This window comes from Flavobacterium sp. 38-13, assembly GCF_001899155.1.
Lineage (GTDB): Bacteria > Bacteroidota > Bacteroidia > Flavobacteriales > Flavobacteriaceae > Flavobacterium > Flavobacterium lindanitolerans.
The window spans coordinates 14,333-33,556 of sequence record NZ_MKVG01000014.1; the positions used below are offsets into that span (position 1 = coordinate 14,333).

14 protein-coding genes are annotated in these 19,224 nt (G+C 38.5%); 3 read left to right on the plus strand and 11 right to left on the minus strand.

The genetic code is table 11. From position 1 onward, the window contains the following. Positions 1-86 precede the first annotated feature (86 nt). Complete coding sequence (locus BGO88_RS08485; RefSeq protein WP_056068468.1) at positions 87-308, minus strand: (4Fe-4S)-binding protein; 222 nt, start codon at positions 306-308, stop codon at positions 87-89. 129 nt (positions 309-437) lie between these two features. On the opposite strand from BGO88_RS08485, the gene BGO88_RS08490 reads away from it, so the two are divergent. Beyond that, positions 438-2,072, plus strand: coding sequence for a hypothetical protein (locus BGO88_RS08490; protein WP_286706598.1), 1,635 nt, complete (start codon positions 438-440; stop codon positions 2,070-2,072). 268 nt (positions 2,073-2,340) lie between these two features. Here the strand turns inward: BGO88_RS08490 and BGO88_RS08495 are convergent, their stop codons facing one another. The 4 genes from BGO88_RS08495 to BGO88_RS08510 form a co-directional block, all read right to left on the minus strand. Then, the gene (locus BGO88_RS08495) at positions 2,341-2,685 is read right to left on the minus strand and encodes a DUF6370 family protein (RefSeq protein WP_101471311.1); all 345 of its coding nucleotides are present in this window, start codon (positions 2,683-2,685) and stop codon (positions 2,341-2,343) included. A gap of 7 nt (positions 2,686-2,692) precedes the next feature. After that, positions 2,693-3,853, minus strand: coding sequence for a formate-dependent phosphoribosylglycinamide formyltransferase (gene purT / locus BGO88_RS08500; protein WP_286706599.1), 1,161 nt, complete (start codon positions 3,851-3,853; stop codon positions 2,693-2,695). A 100-nt stretch (positions 3,854-3,953) separates the two neighbouring features. Continuing rightward, positions 3,954-5,138 (minus strand): pyridoxal phosphate-dependent aminotransferase, encoded by a 1,185-nt coding sequence (locus BGO88_RS08505; RefSeq protein WP_286706600.1) that lies wholly within the window; start codon positions 5,136-5,138, stop codon positions 3,954-3,956. A 29-nt stretch (positions 5,139-5,167) separates the two neighbouring features. After that, positions 5,168-6,262 (minus strand): fatty acid desaturase family protein, encoded by a 1,095-nt coding sequence (locus BGO88_RS08510; protein ID WP_056068231.1) that lies wholly within the window; start codon positions 6,260-6,262, stop codon positions 5,168-5,170. 120 nt (positions 6,263-6,382) lie between these two features. Here BGO88_RS08510 and rsmG point away from each other — a divergent pair, with 120 nt between their 5' ends. Continuing rightward, positions 6,383-7,012 (plus strand): 16S rRNA (guanine(527)-N(7))-methyltransferase RsmG, encoded by a 630-nt coding sequence (gene rsmG / locus BGO88_RS08515; protein WP_056068472.1) that lies wholly within the window; start codon positions 6,383-6,385, stop codon positions 7,010-7,012. A 201-nt stretch (positions 7,013-7,213) separates the two neighbouring features. On the opposite strand, the gene pruA is transcribed toward rsmG, so the two are convergent. The 3 genes from pruA to BGO88_RS08530 all read right to left on the minus strand — a co-directional run bounded on the left by pruA (position 7,214) and on the right by BGO88_RS08530 (position 10,729). Next, entirely contained in the window at positions 7,214-8,839 is a 1,626-nt protein-coding gene (pruA, locus tag BGO88_RS08520; protein WP_286706601.1) for an L-glutamate gamma-semialdehyde dehydrogenase, read from the minus strand. A gap of 150 nt (positions 8,840-8,989) precedes the next feature. Then, positions 8,990-9,376, minus strand: coding sequence for a Co2+/Mg2+ efflux facilitator ApaG/CorD (apaG, locus tag BGO88_RS08525; RefSeq protein WP_056068235.1), 387 nt, complete (start codon positions 9,374-9,376; stop codon positions 8,990-8,992). 102 nt (positions 9,377-9,478) lie between these two features. Next, positions 9,479-10,729: a type IX secretion system plug protein gene (locus BGO88_RS08530; protein WP_286706602.1), complete on the minus strand. Its 1,251-nt coding sequence runs from the start codon at positions 10,727-10,729 to the stop codon at positions 9,479-9,481. A gap of 211 nt (positions 10,730-10,940) precedes the next feature. Between BGO88_RS08530 and BGO88_RS08535 the strand changes: the two genes are divergently transcribed. Continuing rightward, positions 10,941-13,751 carry a M16 family metallopeptidase gene (locus BGO88_RS08535; protein ID WP_286706603.1) on the plus strand — a complete coding sequence of 937 codons (2,811 nt, stop codon included), beginning with the start codon at positions 10,941-10,943 and terminating at the stop codon, positions 13,749-13,751. A gap of 67 nt (positions 13,752-13,818) precedes the next feature. Here BGO88_RS08535 and BGO88_RS08540 read toward each other — a convergent pair whose 3' ends face one another. From BGO88_RS08540 to BGO88_RS08550, 3 genes are all read right to left on the minus strand, one after another. Next, positions 13,819-14,583 carry a class I SAM-dependent methyltransferase gene (locus BGO88_RS08540; protein ID WP_286706604.1) on the minus strand — a complete coding sequence of 255 codons (765 nt, stop codon included), beginning with the start codon at positions 14,581-14,583 and terminating at the stop codon, positions 13,819-13,821. Further along, a complete protein-coding gene (gene map, locus BGO88_RS08545) occupies positions 14,583-15,404 on the minus strand; it encodes a type I methionyl aminopeptidase (protein WP_056068244.1) in 822 nt (273 codons plus the stop codon). Before map ends, BGO88_RS08540 begins: the two co-directional genes overlap by 1 nt. Before the next feature lie 93 nt (positions 15,405-15,497). Further along, positions 15,498-19,067 carry a T9SS type B sorting domain-containing protein gene (locus tag BGO88_RS08550; RefSeq protein ID WP_286706605.1) on the minus strand — a complete coding sequence of 1,190 codons (3,570 nt, stop codon included), beginning with the start codon at positions 19,065-19,067 and terminating at the stop codon, positions 15,498-15,500. Between the last annotated feature and the right edge of the window lie 157 nt (positions 19,068-19,224).

Genomic DNA, 19,224 nt, shown 5'->3' on the forward strand with positions numbered 1-19,224 from the left:
TGTTAAAATTTTGTAAAACGTAAAATTCAATCGTTGTTTTTGCGAAAATTATAAGAAAACGGAGTTATATAATCAAGTATGTCGAATTATGACTGATTATTTTGATAAAAACTTAAAGCTCCTGAAGGGCATTTTTTTACTGTTTCGATAATTTTATCACTTGATGAGCCTTCAATATTAATCCAGGGTCTCATTTTAGGCTGAAATACCTGTGGATTGTTTTTAACGCAATTGGCTGAATGGATGCATTTTTCAGCTTGCCAAACCACAGTTACCTCTCCATTTGAATATTCTTTCTTGTCTTCCATGACGTTCTTTTTTTAGTGTTTGCATTCAGCGTATTATAAAGGTAAAAAATCTTTATAAATCTGCTTCATAAGTGATGTAACATTTTTAATGTTCACCGACTTATTAAGCAAACCAAATAAAACACTACCATGAAAAAAACTATTCTGATTTTTATCCTGCTTTTAATCGGATTCTTTTTATTTTACAACATATTGCCCGTAATTAATTATGGCTTTGTGGGTTTGCCACTGCTATTGTTATTTCTGATATTTCTGGCGATTATAATTTTTTCAAAAGTCGAAGTAACAGCTAAAGCAAGGAAACTGAATGTTTTTTCACGAACGAACAAAATACTGTTTTTCCTGTCTTTTGGACTTATGTTGTATTTGTTGGTTGTGCCTCTGTTAACTTCACTCCCGATGTTTAGAAGCAGTGCTTATCAAAAATTAATAGGTAAGGTTGAAAACGGAGACGACCTTAAAAATCATATAGCACCTATTTCTTTGGACAAGATTAGGGTTGTTGATGAAGAGCTTGCCATGCTTTTGGGTGAAAAGATTATCGGTTCTCAGCCATCATTAGGTTCTCAGGCAGAAATAGGGGAGTTTACCATACAAAAGGTAAATGACGAATTATATTGGGTGGCACCTTTGCTGCACACCGGATTTTTCAAATGGTATAACAATTCAGAAGGTACGCCGGGTTATGTAATGGTTTCTGCTACCAATGAAAGAGATGTGAAGCTGATTCAGAATATTAACGGAAAACCGCTTAAAATTAAATTCCAGCCATCGGCTTATTTTGGTTCAAGAATTGACAGGCATGTTTATTTCAACGGATATGCAACAACCGGATTAGAAGATTTTAATTTTGAAATTGATGATGCCGGAAATCCGTATTGGATTGTTACCAAATACAAAAAAACGATAGGTTTTGCCGGAAACGATGCTACCGGTGTTTTAACGGTTGATGCGCAGACCGGAGAAATAAAGGAATATAATATTGACAATACGCCTTTATGGGTTGACCGAATCCAGCCGATAAGTTTTGTTGAAGAACAGCTTAATGATTGGGGCGAATATGTTCATGGCTATTGGAACTTTTCGAATGAAAATAAGTTGCAGACTACAGAAGGACTGACTTTGGTTTATGGAGAGAACCATAAATCGTATTGGTATACCGGCTTGTCGTCTGTTGGTAAAGAAGAATCAACCGTAGGATTTGTATTGGTAGATACACGAACCAAAGAAACAACCTATTATAAGCAAAGCGGTGCAACAGAATATGCGGCACAGAGTTCGGCCGAAGGGAAGGTACAGGAAAAGGGATATCATGCTTCATTGCCCATTCCGTATGTAATCAATAATATCCCGACCTATGTCATGACACTTAAAGATGATGGAGGTCTGGTAAAAATGTTTGCGATGGTTTCCATAAGTGATTATACTATTGTAGGCGTAGGAAATACAATGCGTGAAACCTTAATGTCCTACAAAAACGTTTATAACATGGCAGACAATGGTATAAATCCGGAAAGCATAACCAGTAAGAAAAGTATAAAGTCGGTAGTGACAAGAATCAGCAGCGATGTCAAGAACGGAAACAGTTTTTATTATTTTACGGTGAAAGATTATCCTAATATTTTTGTTGGGTCATCTCAATTGTCAAATGAACTGCCCGTAACGGTTGTAGGCGATTCCATCACAATTTCTTTTGATGTTGATTTAGAAGAAGTGATTGATGTTTCGAGTTTTGAAAACAAGAACATCGGAAAGAAAAAATAAAAAGAAAAGCGCCTGATTTTGGCGCTTTTTTAATGCAGTGATTAAACAACTAGTGGGCGTGTTAGGTAAAAAAAGAAATAATTTTTTCAGCTACAGATTAAATGATTTCCCAGATTCTAATACCGGGGAAGTTTGTGCTGAATAAAGAAATCACAACAATTTTACTTTCTATATTTCTTCTTCATATCATTAGCGGCTCTGCGTCTTTGCGTAGATTATTTCACGCAAAGACACAGAGCCGCTAAGTAGTATATATGAAGTTTATAAATTATTTTTTCTCAGGAAGCAACTTGAATGAAGTTGCTACAAAACGATTGTTTTTGACTTCTCCGGTAACTTCTGCTTTTCTGATTTTAGAGCAAAAACCGTCACTTGCATGTGCATCTCCATGGTCATCGATTCCGCTGCCGTCTACAAAATAAGGTTTTCCGTCTATACGGACGGCCAGGTCACAGCCGTGTCCCTTCATTCCAAACTGGCATTGTCCGCAGGACGCTTCCACTATTTGGGATTTTGGAGCTGTCTTTTTTGGATTGGCTTGTTTAGCGCCGGAGTTTTGCGCGCTTACAGTAAAAGATAAGAACAGGAAAGCGATAGCGATGATGTTTTTCATGAGTGTATTATTTTACAGTTACTAATTGGGCAGCATTTTTAGCTCTTTCGATTACTTCTTCTATTGGAGTGTCAAGAGAATCATTAGTCAGGGCTACCGCCATTCTACGATAGGGTCTTGTGGTTGGTTTGCCAAAAATCCTAAAGTCGGTTTTGGCAAGTCCGGCAATTTTTTCGATACCTTCATAAGTTGGGTTCGAAGAATTTTCGGAAGCGAGAATTACGGCACTTGCACCTGCTTTTTCCAATTTTATTTCGAAAATAGGCAGGCTTAATATAGCTCTCAGATGCAACTCAAATTCGTTGAAATTTTGTGTTCTCGCCAACGTTACCATTCCTGTGTCGTGCGGTCTTGGAGATAATTCGGAGAAATATACGCCATCGTCTGCCAGGAAAAATTCTACCCCAAAAAGACCGGCTCCTCCTAAAGCTTCGGTTACTTTTTCGGCCATGTCCTGCGCTTCAAACAGGTCTTTGTCTGAAATACGGGCGGGCTGCCAGCTTTCCTGATAGTCGCCACGTTCCTGTCTATGTCCAATCGGAGCGCAGAAAAGCGTTGGATTGTTATTTTGAGTAATGGTGAGTAGTGTGATTTCGGAATTGAATTTTACAAAAGCCTCCACTATAACTTCTACAACATCACCTCTGGAGCCCTCCACTGCATAGTTCCATGCCTTTTCAATGTCTTCAGGAGATTTGATGGTGGATTGGCCTTTTCCTGAAGATGACATCAAAGGTTTTACTACGCAAGGAATTCCAATTTCTTCAACGGCTTTGTGCAGTTGTTCGGAAGAAGTGGCATATCGGTAATTTGCAGTCTTTAGGCCCAGTTCCTTGGCTGCCAAATCGCGTATGGCTTTTCGGTTCATTGTGAAGTTGGCTGCCTTTGCAGAAGGAACTACGGTATATCCTTGCTTTTCATAATCATAAAAGCGTTCTGTGCGGATGGCTTCTATTTCAGGCACTATAAAATCTGGCTGGTGTTTGGCTACAATCCGGTCTAATGCTTCTCCGTCAAGCATATTGATAACTTCAAATCCGTGGGCTACCTGCATGGCAGGGGCATTTTCATAGCTGTCAACAGCAATTACCGTTTGTCCGATGCGTTGTGCTGCGATTGTAAATTCTTTTCCTAATTCTCCGGAACCGAGTAGTAGTATTTTTGACATTTAGTATCGTTTTTGAAAACCCTTTCAGGGTTCAAAACCCTGAAAGGGTTGTGGATAAATATAAAATAAAAAGCCCCAAGTTTCCTCAGGGCGTATTTGTTTAAGCTAAAACTTCTTTGATTCTTCGCAAGGCTTCTGTGAGCAGTTCTTCGCTGGTTGCGTAAGACAAGCGGATGCAGTTTGGGTTTCCAAACGCATCACCGGTTACAGTGGCTACGTTGGCTTCTGCTAAAAGATACATAGAAAAGTCGTCAGCATTTTTGATTTCAGTGCCACGCAGTGTTTTTCCAAAAAAGGAAGAAACGTCCGGGAAAACATAAAAGGCACCTTCAGGAACATTTAGCTTTAGGCCCGGAATTTCCTTAATGAGTCCTACTACTAAATTTCTGCGGTTTTTAAAAGCGGCCACCATGTCATTTAATACGCTAGGATCTGCATCAACCGCTGTGATTGTTGCTCTTTGCGCTATTGAATTAGCACCGCTTGTTACCTGTCCCTGCATTTTAGTACAGGCTTTTGCAATAAATTCCGGAGCACCAATATATCCGATTCTCCATCCGGTCATGGCAAAAGCTTTAGCCACACCATTCACAGTTACGGTTCTGTCAAACATTCCCGGAATAGAGGCAATGCTACAAAATGTGCCCGAAAAGTTAATATGTTCGTAGATTTCGTCGGCTACTACAAAAATATCAGGATGTTTTTCCAATACTTTTGCCAATGTAGTCAGTTCTTCGCGGCTGTATACAGAACCGCTCGGATTGCATGGCGAGCTGTACCAAATCATTTTTGTTTTTGGTGTAATCGCTTTTTCAAGTTGTTCCGGCGTAATTTTGAAATCACTTTCTACGGTAGTAGGAACTTCTACCGGAATACCACCCGACATTTTGATGATTTCGTAATAGCTTACCCAGTAAGGAGCAGGTAAAATTACTTCGTCACCGTCGTTTAGCATTACTTGTGCAACGTTGTATAAAGATTGTTTGGCACCTGTTGACACGACAATGTTGGCAGGTGTATAATTAAGATTGTTATCTCTTTTAAATTTTCTGCATATCGCTTCTTTCAGTTCAGCATAACCGTCTACAGGCGTGTAGGTGCTGTAGTTTTCGTCAATTGCTTTTTTTGCGGCTTCTTTGATGAAGTCAGGCGTATTAAAATCAGGCTCACCTAAGCTCAGGCTGATGATGTCTTTTCCCTGGGCTTTTAATTCTCTTGCCAATGCTGCCATTGCCAAGGTTTGCGAAGTTGATAATCTGTTGATTCTATCCGATAAATGATTCATGAAAAACGTATTGTTTATATTTTAGTCAATTATGCCATTGCTGGATTCTGTCCTAATTCTTTCAAGTGTCTGAAGTGAGCTGCTACTGCACCTCGCATGGTCTTGAATTCATGATAAGGCAGATTGCATTCTTTTGCTGTCTGTTTTACGATTTCAGCAATTTTTCCGTAATGAACATGGCTGATATGTGGAAAAATATGATGTTCTATCTGGTGGTTTAATCCGCCGGTAAACCAATTAACGATTTTGTTTTTTGGAGCGAAATTGGCTGTAGTATACAGTTGGTGGATAGCCCAGGTGTTTTCAATTTCCCCTTCATCATTTGGAACAGGATTAGCCGTTTCTTCTACTACGTGTGCCAACTGGAAAATAATGCTTAAAATCAATCCGGCTGTATAATGCATCACCAGAAATCCTAAAAGAACTTTCCACCAGGAAATTCCTAATATCATTGGAAGTGCCAGCCATATGGAAATGTAGATGATTTTTGTGATAACCAAAACGGTCCATAATTTGACAGGGCTTTGAGGCTCACCATAGGAAAGTTTTCTTCTGAGGTAGTTTTTCATCTGTCTGAAATCGGTTGTGATTGCCCAGTTGAATGTCAGCAAACCGTATAAGAAAACAGAATAGTAGTGTTGGAATTTGTGGAATCTGTGCCATTTTGCATCTTGTGTGAAACGGATGATTTTTCCGGCATCCAAATCTTCATCATGTCCGTGAATATTGGTATAGGTATGGTGAAGGACATTGTGCTGTACTTGCCAGTTGTATACGTTTCCTGCCAGAATGTATATACTGCCTCCCATAATTTTATTAAGCCATGATTTATTGGAATAAGAGCCGTGATTTCCATCATGCATCACATTCATACCTACTCCGGCCATTCCGATTCCCATTACGATGGACAGCAAAAGCATAAGCCAAAAAGGCATGTCCAGAGCCAATATCAGGAAATATGGAGTTAGAAAAAGGCTGAACATGATAATCGCCTTGAGATGCAATTTCCAGTTTCCGGTTTTTTTGATGTTATTTTCCTTGAAATAATTGTTGACGCGAGTGTTTAGGGTCCTAAAAAATTTCAAGCTGTCATTTTTGGAAAACGTTGGAATTGTGGTATTCATATGGTAATTTATAATTAATCAAAATAAAGTCTTCAAAGGTAAAGATTCTTGCTTATGTAAACGGATAAAAACCTAAAAAATTTCAATCTGAAAATGTTTACTTTTGTGAAAATTTTAAAAATGGAAGAAATTCTAAAATATTTCCCTAATCTGTCTGATATTCAGAAGCAGCAGTTTGAAAAATTAGAGGAACTTTATCACGATTGGAATGCAAAAATAAACGTTATTTCACGTAAGGATATTGACGAATTGTATACAAAACACATACTGCATTCTTTGGCAATTGCAAAAATTCAGGAGTTTGAGCCGGGGACTTCTATTCTGGATGTGGGAACAGGCGGTGGTTTTCCGGGAATTCCGTTAGCTATCCTTTTTCCGGAAACCCAATTTTACCTGATTGATGTTATTGGGAAAAAGATAAAAGTGGTGCAGGCAGTTGCTGAAGCTTTAAAACTCGAAAATGTAAAAGCCGAACAGATTCGTGCGGAAAATGTCAAGGGAGATTTTGATTTTATCGTTAGTCGTGCCGTTACCAATATGCCCGATTTTGTGAGCTGGGTAAGGCTGAAAATCAAAAAACAGCAGAAACACGAACTCAAAAACGGAATTTTATATCTGAAAGGCGGCGACCTGACAGAAGAATTAAAAGATTTTCCAAAAGCTACGGAATATAATATTTCCGCTTTTTTTGATAATGAATTTTTTGAGACTAAAAAAGTGGTTCATTTACCGCTTAAATATAAGGGATAGTTTGTAGTGGGTAGTTTATAGTTGATAATGGATAGTGGATAGTTTGTGAGTGTTAAGGTCCTGAAGTGCTAAGTCATTAAGGTAAAAAGGCATAAAGTAAAAAGCCGAATCTGAATTCAGATTCGGCTTTTTTTATGTGTGGTCAAAAATCTTTAAATCTTTCGACTTTACAACTTTCGACTATCGATTGACAACTATCCACTACCCAAGAAATGGATATCTGTAGTCAGTTGCAGGAATAAATGTTTCTTTGATTGTTCTTGGAGAAACCCAACGAAGTAGGTTCAAAATAGAACCGGCTTTGTCGTTTGTTCCGGAAGCTCTCGCGCCACCAAAAGGTTGTTGTCCAACAACCGCTCCGGTTGGCTTGTCATTGATGTAGAAGTTTCCGGCAGCGTTTACCAGGGCTTTTGTAGCAACATCAATCGCATAACGGTCTTGAGAGAAGATAGCTCCGGTTAAGGCATAAATTGAAGTTTCGTCAACCAGTTTAAGTGACTCTTCCCATTTAGCGTCTTCATAAACGTATACTGTCAATACAGGTCCGAACAACTCTGTCTCCATAGTGTCATATTTTGGATTGGTAGTAACGATTACTGTTGGTTCAATAAACCATCCTTTAGATTTGTCATAACCACCACCAACAATTACTTCAGCTTCGGACGATGCTTTGGCTTCATCAATAGCTTTAGCTAATTTATCGAATGATGATTCTGAAATTACAGCAGAAACAAAGTTTGAAGTGTCTTCCGGTGAGCCCATTTTGAATGATTTTACATCAGCAACAAAACGGTCTTTTACAGCATTCCAGATGGAAACAGGAATGTAAGCTCTTGAAGCAGCCGAACATTTTTGTCCCTGATACTCAAAAGCACCGCGTGTTAATGCTGTTGCTACTTCAATCGGATTTGATGAAGGGTGTGCCCATACGAAATCTTTTCCTCCGGTTTCACCCACAATTCTAGGATAGGTTTTGTATTTGCTGATATTTTGTCCAATTTTTGCCCACATGCTGTTGAATACACCCGTTGAACCCGTAAAGTGGATTCCGGCAAAATCAGGACTGTCTAAAATGGTATCCGTAATCATTCCTGAATCTCCGGTAATCATGTTGATGACGCCTTTTGGCAATCCTGCTTTTTGGAAAACTTCCATAATCACGTTTGCTGAATAGATTTGAGTTGCAGAAGGTTTCCATACTACCACGTTACCCATCAAGGCAACACATGAAGGAAGGTTTCCTGAAATGGCTGTAAAGTTAAAAGGTGTAATAGCATAAACAAAACCTTCTAGCGGACGGTGCTCCAAACGGTTCCAGATTCCTTCTGAAGAAACAGGCTGCTGAGCATAAATTTCAGTCATATACTGCACGTTGAAACGCAAGAAATCAATGAATTCACAAGCCGAGTCAATTTCTGCCTGGTGAACGGTTTTTCCTTGGGCTATCATAGTTGCCGCATTGATTTTAGCGCGGTATGGACCAGCCAATAATTCAGCAGCTTTTAAGAAGATAGCAGCTCTGTGTTCCCATGGCATGGTAGCCCATTTTTTACGCGCTTCTAAAGCTGATGCTATAGCTTTTTCTACAAGAGCTTTGTCAGCCTGGTGGTATTGACCCAAAGTATGTTGGTGGTCAAATGGTGGGAACAGTCTTTTGGTGTCTCCGGTTTTGATTTCCTCTTCGCCAATAAACAAAGGGACATCTACAGTTGAATTATATAATTCTTTATACGTTTTTAAGATTTGTTCTCTTTCTGGACTTCCCGGAGCGTAAGACTTAACTACTTCGTTAACCGCTTTAGGGACATTGTAAATTCCTTTTGGCATACTGATTTGTTTTTATATTTAATAATATCAAATTTTTGCACGGCAAAGATACAAAATCAATAGGGAACTTTGAAAGAATTACCATTTTGATAACAATCATATGGGTACTGCTTCCGGATTTATGGAATTTATAATTTTTACAGACTTGGGCTAATTCAAAGCGAAAGGTGCGCTCAGCCTGAAAGTAGGAACAATAACCCTGAAACTTTTTGTTGAGGTGAAATTAATCATGTTGAAATAGCCCTTCATAGCGCCAAAAGGAGAGGAGAGAAGGCAGCCTGAGCTGTAGGTGTGTGATTCGCCAGGTTTAAGAACCGGTTTTTTTCCAATGACGCCTTCACCATCAACAAAGTCTTTGTTGTTTAAGGAATCAAAGATTTCCCAATGGCGGGACATTAGCTGTACGGAATCCTTACTATGGTTTTCAATGGTGATTTCATAACTAAAGGCAAAATGAATCTTATAGTTTTTGAAGTAAGTTCCTTCAAAACTAGTCAAAACAGAAATTTTAATACCTCGAGTTATTTGCGTAACCATAGAATGCTAATAATGTTTCAAAAGTACAAATTTATACTATTGGATTGGTGTTTTTGTTGCTAAATTTTGCTTAATGGTTTTAAAAACAGTTTTTTAGCTTTTTTAATTTACAATATTTTCGGAATTGGCAGTTCCTCTTCCAATCACTTTGTCATATCTTTCATTAATACCACGATAATAAACAATTACCTGATAATTATTTTCGGTTTGGTAAAAATTACCGTCAACGGCATTAGCATGGTCTATTTTGCCTTTTTTATCTGCAATGACATATTGGTAATTGGTAAACCCTTGTTTGATTACGATTGCTTTTTCATACATGCCGGTTTTCTGATTGAAATCCATTCGGTTTTCATCATTCATCGCATAATTGTTAAACATTCCATTAATATAGATGTCGCTTTTTCCAAAGTAGTTTGGAGCATCTAATGTGAAATACACCCAGGCATAGTCGGCTTCTATTTCATTATTTTGGGTGTTGAAATTACGCACTACGAAATTTCCGTTGACATCCGGATAATAAGTATATACCTGATTGGCTCTTGCTCTGTTAATGTAGAGATGCGGCTCATAAAGGTCTTTTGCCCTCACATAATTGATGTTGTTGACAACAGCCCTGATTTCCTTATTGTCGAAATATAAGAATTCATTGCCGGCCCAAAATTGTGTTTCTTTATCGTATTTGTAAATCAAGTCATTTCCGATGGTATATTGCGGCTTGATATTGTAGATGGCTTCCTTAAACTGCCCGTTTTGCAATAGCATGATCTTCACACTTTGCAGCGGATTGATAAACGTAATGGAGGCCGACTTAATAGCAAAGTCAAGATTGTGCATGTAATTGATGTCGCGTACATCGCGGGCTCTTTTTATCTGTAAAGGAACCGACACCTGGTCTTCATACAGGATGAATTTTCTTGAAAAAACAACATCCCTGTCTTCATTCAATATTTTGATGATATAATTACCGCTCACCCTAAACTGTGTAAATTTATTTGGAAATGGGAGTCGGTAATGGGAGTAAAGCTGTAACGTGTTAAAGGAATTTTCGTAATCCTGTATTCGCTGGTTGTCAAATCCCTGAATGTATTCGCTTTTGACCAGTTGTGACGGTGTCCAATCATAATTGCAGTGTACAATTTCATAATAATAATTGGCTTCATTACCATAAAGGTCGTCAAATTGCAGTTGGAATCCTTCCTGAAGATTGAATATTGGAATTACATTTTGCCCGTTTTGGACAAAGGAAACAGTTTTTATGTTGAATGGCGGGTCGATTTCATTTTGAACTTGTGCTTTGACCAGACCGGAGAACAGGCAGGCCAGCAAAATAATAAAATAATTCTTCTTCATCTGTCGGAAAGATTTTCGGATTTATATAATAACAAATATAAGACAAATAAAATTGTGCGAGAATTATGCCAAATTTCTGAGAAGTAGAAAAACAAATAAAAATAACCCTAAAATAACAGATATTGTATAAAATGTGTTAAATATTTTACAATAAATAGGTGGGTTTCTAGTTATAATTTTAGTTTTATAACTCAAATAAATAACAAACCTAATGAAACATTACAGCAAACTATTCGTGCTTCTGTTGGCCTTTCCAGTGTCAATTTTTGCACAGGAACTTAAAGGCGATGGTCCAATTCCGTTTGACCCCTCTGTGAAGACAGGAAAATTAGAAAACGGATTGACCTATTACATTAAGAGAAATGCAAAACCGGAAAACAAGGTAGATTTAAGACTTGTCATCAATGCAGGTTCTATTCTTGAAAACGACGACCAGCAAGGTCTTGCGCATTTTATGGAACATATGTGTTTTAACGGAACCAAACGTTTCCCGAAAAACAAACTGGTAGATTATTTGCAAAGCATAGGTGTTAAGTTTGGTCAGCACTTGAATGCTTACACCAGTTTTGATGAGACTGTTTATTTCCTTCCAATTCCTTCTGATGACCCGGAAAAACTGGAGAAAGGTTTCCAGATTCTGGAAGACTGGGCTTTCAATGCTGTTCTGACACCGGAAGAGATTGACAAGGAAAGAGGAGTGGTTTTGGAAGAGTACCGTATTGGACTTGGAGCCGGTAAAAGAATGATGGGGCGCTATATGCCAAAAATGATGTACAAATCGCATTATGCAGAACGTCTTCCAATTGGTAAAAAAGAAATCCTTGAGAACTTCAAATATGACAAACTAATCAATTTCTACAAAGATTGGTACCGTCCTAATTTGATGAGCGTTATTGTGGTGGGAGATATTGATGTGGCTGCAATGGAAAAGAAAATCAAAGATCATTTTGCGGCCTACAAGAATCCTAAAAACGAAAAACCAAGAAAGATTTTTGATGTGCCAAATCACAAAGAAACTTTTGTAGCGGTTGAAAGCGACAAAGAAGCTTCTGCTGCTCAGGTACAGTTGATTTATAAAGATTATGAAAATGCAAAGCAGGTCGTAACTGTTAATGACTTTAGAAAATCGCTTGTAGAAGGTTTGTATTCTACTATGATTAACAACAGGTTAAACGAACTAACCAATTCACCTACACCTCCATTTACTTATGGATATTCCTATCATGGCGGAACATGGGCAAGAACCAAAGAGGCTTACCAGTCTTTCGCAATGTCGCAGGAAGACAAACAGGTAGATGCCTTAAAAGTTTTAGTTACAGAAAACGAGAGAGTTAAAAAGTTTGGTTTCACACAAGGTGAATTGGAACGTGCCAAATCAGAAATCCTGGCGAATATCGAATCTGATTATAACGACAGGGACAAAACAGAATCCCGAAGATTTGTGGGAGAATATCAATCACATTTCTTGCAAAAAGAGCCGGTTCCGGGTATTGAATGGACTTACAATGCGACTAAAAAACTATTGCCTGCTATCGAATTGAAGGATGTAAACAGTTTGATTAAAGACTATGTTAAAGAAGATAACAGGGTTGTGATTTTGACAGGTCCGGAAAAAGACGGGTTGAAAAAACCGACAGAACAGGAAGTATTGGGAGCATTAAAAGTGAATACAGCCGAGATTACTCCATATGCAGATTCTGAAGTGGCATCGAGCCTTTTGAGAAAAGAGCTGAAGCCGGGAACCATTGTCAAAAAAGAGAAAAACGACAAAATCGGAACAACGACACTATTCCTTTCCAATGGTGCAAAAGTAACCTACAAGAAAACCGATTTCAAAAATGATGAGGTTTTGATGGATGCTGTTAGCTTTGGAGGAACAAACCTGTATTCGGTTGACGAGTTGAAGAAAACACAATTTGCAAATGGTGGATTGACTCAGGCAGGTTTTTCCGGATTGAAAGAGAATGACATCAATAAATTTATGTCTGGAAAAGTAGCAAACGTAAATCCATATATTGGAAATACAACCGAAGGACTTAGAGGAAGTGCTACGCCAAAAGATTTGGAATATCTGTTCCAGATGACTGTGGCTTATATTACAGATTTGAATTATGACAAAGATGCCTTTGAAGGTTATAAGCAAAAGCAATCTGCATTTTTCAAAAACATGGCATCACAGCCAGGTTTCTATTTCCAACAGGAATTATACGGATACCTGCTTAAAGACAACCCAAGATTCTTTGGTATGATACCGGACGAAAAAGCATGGGAAACTACAGATTACCAATTGGCTTATAACAAATACAAAGAGCGTTTTGCAAATGCTGCAGATTTCGAGTTTTTCTTTGTGGGTAATATAGATGATAAAAAGATTGAGGAGTATTCTGCAAAATATCTGGCTGCTTTGCCATCAAATGACAAGAAAGAAAAGGCCGTTGATGTTGGTTACAGAATGCTTAAAGGCGAGCATAAGAAAATTGTAAATAAAGGTACAGATCCAAAGAGTACAGTTACAATAATGTATTATGGAGACGCTGAATACAGCCCAAAAGAAGCTTTGGCAATGCAGGCGCTGGGTGAAGTGCTTTCTATTAAATTGGTTGAAGAATTGAGAGAGAATGAAAGTGGCGTATATGGAATCAGTGCCAGAGGAAGCATGAGTAAAGTTCCGAATGGTTCTTATAATTTCTCAATTAACTTCCCATGCGGACCTGATAATGCTGAAAAACTTACGGCTTCTGCGTTAAGAGAATTACAGAAAATAATTGATAACGGGCCACTGCCTGCCGATGTAACGAAATTCAAGGAGGCTGAACTGTTGGATTATAAAAAGGATATTAAGGAAAACAGGTATTGGCTGTCTAATTTTAACCGCTCTTATGTTAACGGAACCAATCCGGAAGACATCTTGAAAGTAGAAGAGAAGGTGAATGCAATCACTGCAAAAGACATTCAGGATGTAGCGAAAAAGTATCTTACAAAAGATAAGGTTGTGGGTATATTAATGCCTGAAAAAAGCTAAATCTTGATTGGATTAAGCAAAAGCCTGATGGATTTCCATCAGGCTTTTTTATGGTATTCGGTTATTGTTATTTGTAACACACGGGAATTATTTCTCCGGGAGCCAGACAGTATTTTTCTACCAGTTCCGGACCTATCTTTTTGGTATAATCTTCTTCGTTTACAGTAAATCCGATACTTCTTAATTTGTCAAAATAGTCTCTTCCATAAACACGTACGTGGTCATACTGGCCAAAAATTCTCGCACGTTCTTTTTGATCGGTGATGGAATCGTCTTCAAATGTAGTTGCCCTTTTCAAATCCTGCGGAATCTGGAAAATCCCCATTCCTCCGGGCTTCAGCACCCTGAATAATTCCTGCATTGCTTTGGTGTCGTCAGGAATGTGTTCCAAAACGTGATTGCAAAGAATTACATCATATGAATTGTCTTCAAAAGGCAAATTGCAGATGTCCGCTTTTACATCGGCCAAAGGCGACAGTAAATCGGTTGTTGTATAGTCCAGATTCTTTTGGTTTCTGAAGATTTTGTAAAATGCCTGTTCCGGAGCAAAATGCAATACTTTCTTAGGTGCGGTGAAAAAATCGGTTTCGTTTTTCAGATAGAGCCAAAGGAGCCTGTGTCTTTCCAATGATAAAGTACTTGGAGAAAGCACATTGTTGCGTTGCGTACCATAACCATAAGGCAGGAATTTCCTGAAGCTTTTTCCATCAATCGGGTCCGTATATTTTTTTCCTTTTAAGGTAAAAGCAAGAACTGGGCGAATGACATAACTCAGGCGGATTAATACCGGCCTCGGGATAGTATTTAAGACGAATCTGAAAATTTTTTTCATTAGGAAATCACCAAAGGCTGTCTTCTGAATTCGTTTTCTTCGTCGCTTTTTATTCCCAAAGCATCATATATATAGGCAAATGTAGAAAGCAGTTCAGGCTTTCCGTCAATTAATGCTACATCATGCTCAAAATGGGCGCTTGGTTTTCTGTCGGCAGTAACAATTGTCCAGCCGTCTTTCAATTGCTTGATATTTTTAGTTCCCAGATTAATCATCGGTTCGATAGCGACTACCATTCCTTCAACAAACAGCTTTCCGCGACCGCGTTTCCCGTAGTTAGGCATTTCCGGGTCTTCATGCATCTTTCTGCCCAGACCGTGTCCAACCAATTCGCGAACTACGCCATAACCATGTGCTTCTGTATATTTCTGAATGGCATTTCCTACGTCTTCTACACGGTTTCCAATTTTAAATTCGCGTATTCCAACATACAGCGATTCTTTGGTCACTTGTAACAGTTTTTTGGTTTCCGGAGCTACTTCTCCAATTTCAAAAGTATAGGCATGGTCACCATAAAATTCATTTTTTAAAACACCGCAATCTACAGAAACAACATCACCTTCTTCTATCGGGCGGTTAGTAGGCAAGCCATGAACAACCTGGTCATTAACGCTGGTTAAAATTGAAGAAGGACAGCCATACAATCCTAAAAAGCCAGGAACAGCATCATGGTCACGAATAAATTCTTCCGCTAGTTTATCAAGGTGCAAGGTTGTGACTCCTGGCTTGATTTCTTTTGCAATCATGCCTAGTGTCTTTGAAACCAAAAGAGCACTTTCGCGCATCAACTCAATTTCTTCTCTGGTTTTTTGGATAATCATAAATTGGAATTTTATCAGTTTGCAAAAATACTATTTTTATTTGATTAGAAACCGGAGCAAATAAAAAACTGCCCTTGAGGCAGTTTGTGTATTTTATCGTTTTAAAGTGAAGTGGCTTTTGAATTCCTTTTTTACCCCGTCTTTTTGATAAATGATTTTGAACCAGTAATCGTCTGAAGGCATTGGGCGACCATTAAAAGTACCATCCCATCCAAAGCCGTTTTGACGTAGGTCGGTCAGGATTTTTCCGTAGCGGTCAAAAATGTAGACGTTTGAAATGTCTAATGACGTTCTTCCGCCAATATTCCACGTGTCGTTAAATCCGTCACCGTTTGGAGTAAAATATCTTGGATAATCGACTATTACAATGCGGGTGCTGATTTCGCCGCAGCCGTATCTGTTTCTCACTTTTAAGAGATGAATTCCTTCTTTAATATTATGGAATACATTACTGTCCTGCCACCCGTTATCATCAATCATGTATTGGAAATCGGGTGATTGTGGTGTAACAATTGCGGTAACTTTGCTGTCAGACTCAAAGGTAATTTGTTCTGAAGGGTCACCTGTTATTGAAAAAGGAATCAGCGAGTTTTTGGCCGTAAAATTGATAATTTGGGCGCAAAGAGCCGTATTCGTTGTGTTTATTATCTTAACGGAATAATCTCCCTGTACTGAGGTAGTGAAGGTACTTCCTGTTTCAGAAGAGATTCGGTTGGAAGCAACCGCATCATGACCGGTATACCATTCAAAATCGTAATCGGTTTCAGATAATTGCGTATCTATAAATGCCGGAGTAACTACATTATTGTAGATGTCCTTGCATATTCTATAAGGATACTCTTGTATATTATTGGCCGGGAATGGCCTTACAAACAATTCCAATTCGAGTATTCTGAAACAAGCTTCCCCGTTTTCGCTTCCAATATTTACGGTGCTGTTCAGACGTACATATATTTTTTGATAGTCGGCAACAGTATTGGTGAAATTCTCAGGAGCAGGAATCGCATTGTTGGAATTGCTTAATGCATCCTGTTCACGAATGTAATATCTGAACTGAATCGTATTCAAAGGAGTTGTTCCAGCCATCTGGGACTGCCTTTGGGTAAGATTAAACGGATAGAATCCGCTGTCATCACAAGCCTGGATAATATCCGGATTGGTTGTGCTGCCCGGACTTCCTACAACGTTTAATCGAAGAGTTGTTGTTGAGAAACAGTTATTTCCGGTTGGGTCGACAACTTTAACTGAGATTGTTTTTGAAACCGAATTGTAAGGATTCGTAGCAGTAATAGGCGTGTCGGCAGCTAAATCGGCAGGAGTTTCGTAAAAGAAAACCCTGTAATTTGTGTTTCCGGAAGTAATTTGAGGAATTCTGCTGTCAAGATTAAAATCAGCGGTATTGCTGCCGCAAATCGTAATCGGGTCAGGAGTAGTGATGGTCGGATTTGCAAACACATTGATATCGAAACTCACTACCGAAACACATTGTGTGGCCATATCGAACTGTCGTACAAAAATTGCTTTAGTTCCTACAGTGAGAGGCAGGGCGGTATTTTTGTTTATGGCAGCCGTATTGGTACGTGCATTATCAAACGTATTAAAATAACTAACGCTCACGGTTGGAGTTTGGCTGGCCAATATTTCGCTGTCTTTATTCGCCAGAATAATGGTTTCAGTTTGACAGGCATTGATTGGAGTAATTGCATTCTGTGCCGGGCCGGCATATACCTGAACTTTAAAAGTTCCTATTCCGGCACAATTATTATTGGTTTCTATTCGTGTATAAATTGTTGAAATCCCGACAGGTATCTGAGAGGTATTGGTTAATGCGTTTTCTTCTACTGATGCGTCCGTTTCATTAATGTAAAAAGCAATGTCTACAGTAGTTGTAGGGAAAGAGGATGCTTTTATGGCAGCCCTTTTTGAGTTGAAATCAACGAATCCGTAATTAGCATTCAATTCCGGGCAAACAGGTGCCATGTCTGTATAAGTCGCAACACTGGTTGGATTAACAGAAAGATTGATTATTGCCACATTTGAAGTACAAATTGGAATATGTGACGGATTTATGGCAGTAACATAAATGTTCTGTGAGAAAGCAACTGTATTGGTAAAGGAATTAGGTGTGGTTATCTGCTGGGTTAATCCTGCATCTAAAAAATAGCTTAAGACAAGTGCCGAATCACCATTTGTCAGGGCGTTATAGGCCTGCGTAAGATTTATAGTGGCAAACCCGTCATTGTTTGGTGAAATATAATCACACTGTTGCAAGGCTACAGGCGTGCTCAAAAGAGGCTTTGCGTTAAGTGTAATAGCTACCGGGTTTGATGTTGTGGTGCATAGTCCCTGTTCTGTTGCTTCCACAACATAAGATGACGTTGTACCCGCATTTTGACCTGCTAGAGAAACAATATAAGAACTTGATGTCGCTCCCGGAATTAAATTCCCATCCTTATACCATTGATAAGTTACATTGGTAAGATTGGCAGCATTAGCGATGGTAGAAGTTATTTGATAGGTGTCATTCTCACAAATTGTCTGATTGTCTGTTATAGTAACCTGAGGAGATTCATATATAGCAATAATATTTGAGTCAAATGGGGCACAACCCGGATTTGAAATCCTTACAAAATAATTTCCAGGCAGGGTTGGCGTGAAAGTAGAACCGGTTGCTCCCGGTATCGAAATCCCACCCCGAAACCATTCGTAAGTATATGTCTGTACTATTGTGTTGTTGTCAATGGTTTGTAGAACCGGATTACTGGCCAAACATTGCGTATTTGTATTTTGCAACGTCATGTTTGGGGCTGTAAAGAATTTCAGGTCAATTTCAGCATCGCTTACCTGAAGGTCGTTCTGATTGACCGTCGGATCCGTACTGTCATATGCTGTGGTTTCGACCTTATAAAGTCCGCTATCAGAAACGGTGAGTGTATTGGTGTTGGAAAGTGAATTTGCAATTGTTGTAAGCAATATTCCGTCTTTATACCATTTATAGTTAAATCTTAAATCGCTTGTGTTTCCTGGAAAATCGGTAACATCAATTGTAGCAACAAGGTCTTTCGTGTCAGGTTTGCAGTAATTTAATTGTGTAATATCGTTTCCGGTATTGTCTTTTATTTTGACTGAGGAAAGAAAGCTGCAATCGGAACTTCCAGCGCCTCCGGTCTGTGTAATTGTAATTTGACCTCGAGAATTGGAATAATTGTCGACTAAGAGAATGTATATTTCTCCGGCATTAGCGTTAGGTATTGCCACATTTTCTATGCCATCTGGTAACCAACTGCAATCTACTTCTTTAGAAATGTTTAATTGACTGCAAATATCTCTCATCTCTGAAAAGGGACCCCATAATACAAAATCAACATCAGTGGAAGCACCTGCATTATTAACTTGTGAAATTTGCAAAAAGATATCTCCGCTCGTCTTTATTTTCATGAAAAACCACGTAGGTCCTCTAAAATTCTGTCGTATACAAGTTGTGGTAAAAGTTTCGCCACTGGTATTGTTGGTTGAATTAGTAAAAGGAATACTGGTTGCACAGGATTGATAACGCTCAAAATTAGCCTGTAATTCGGCACATGATGGAGCACCGCCCTGGGAGTAGGCCATTTCTGCTGTTAGAAAAAGAATAATAAGTAAAAGTCTGTTCAATGATTTCATGCTTTGGAAAGAAACAACGTGTGAAATTTAATTGTTTTCAACGCGAAAATAATCAGTTTATTTTTATTTTTTTATAAATCATAACAATATTCTTCTGTCTATCTGTTAATTAACAAATAGATTGTAATAAAAACAGGGAATTCCACTTAAAAAATAG

Coding starts and splice junctions, on each gene's coding strand:
- BGO88_RS08485 (WP_056068468.1), bottom strand. CDS start 308: ATGGAAGACAAGAAAGAATATTCAAATGGAGAGGTAACTGTGGTTTGG.
- BGO88_RS08490 (WP_286706598.1), top strand. CDS start 438: ATGAAAAAAACTATTCTGATTTTTATCCTGCTTTTAATCGGATTCTTT.
- BGO88_RS08495 (WP_101471311.1), bottom strand. CDS start 2,685: ATGAAAAACATCATCGCTATCGCTTTCCTGTTCTTATCTTTTACTGTA.
- purT (WP_286706599.1), bottom strand. CDS start 3,853: ATGTCAAAAATACTACTACTCGGTTCCGGAGAATTAGGAAAAGAATTT.
- BGO88_RS08505 (WP_286706600.1), bottom strand. CDS start 5,138: ATGAATCATTTATCGGATAGAATCAACAGATTATCAACTTCGCAAACC.
- BGO88_RS08510 (WP_056068231.1), bottom strand. CDS start 6,262: ATGAATACCACAATTCCAACGTTTTCCAAAAATGACAGCTTGAAATTT.
- rsmG (WP_056068472.1), top strand. CDS start 6,383: ATGGAAGAAATTCTAAAATATTTCCCTAATCTGTCTGATATTCAGAAG.
- pruA (WP_286706601.1), bottom strand. CDS start 8,839: ATGCCAAAAGGAATTTACAATGTCCCTAAAGCGGTTAACGAAGTAGTT.
- apaG (WP_056068235.1), bottom strand. CDS start 9,376: ATGGTTACGCAAATAACTCGAGGTATTAAAATTTCTGTTTTGACTAGT.
- BGO88_RS08530 (WP_286706602.1), bottom strand. CDS start 10,729: ATGAAGAAGAATTATTTTATTATTTTGCTGGCCTGCCTGTTCTCCGGT.
- BGO88_RS08535 (WP_286706603.1), top strand. CDS start 10,941: ATGAAACATTACAGCAAACTATTCGTGCTTCTGTTGGCCTTTCCAGTG.
- BGO88_RS08540 (WP_286706604.1), bottom strand. CDS start 14,583: ATGAAAAAAATTTTCAGATTCGTCTTAAATACTATCCCGAGGCCGGTA.
- map (WP_056068244.1), bottom strand. CDS start 15,404: ATGATTATCCAAAAAACCAGAGAAGAAATTGAGTTGATGCGCGAAAGT.
- BGO88_RS08550 (WP_286706605.1), bottom strand. CDS start 19,067: ATGAAATCATTGAACAGACTTTTACTTATTATTCTTTTTCTAACAGCA.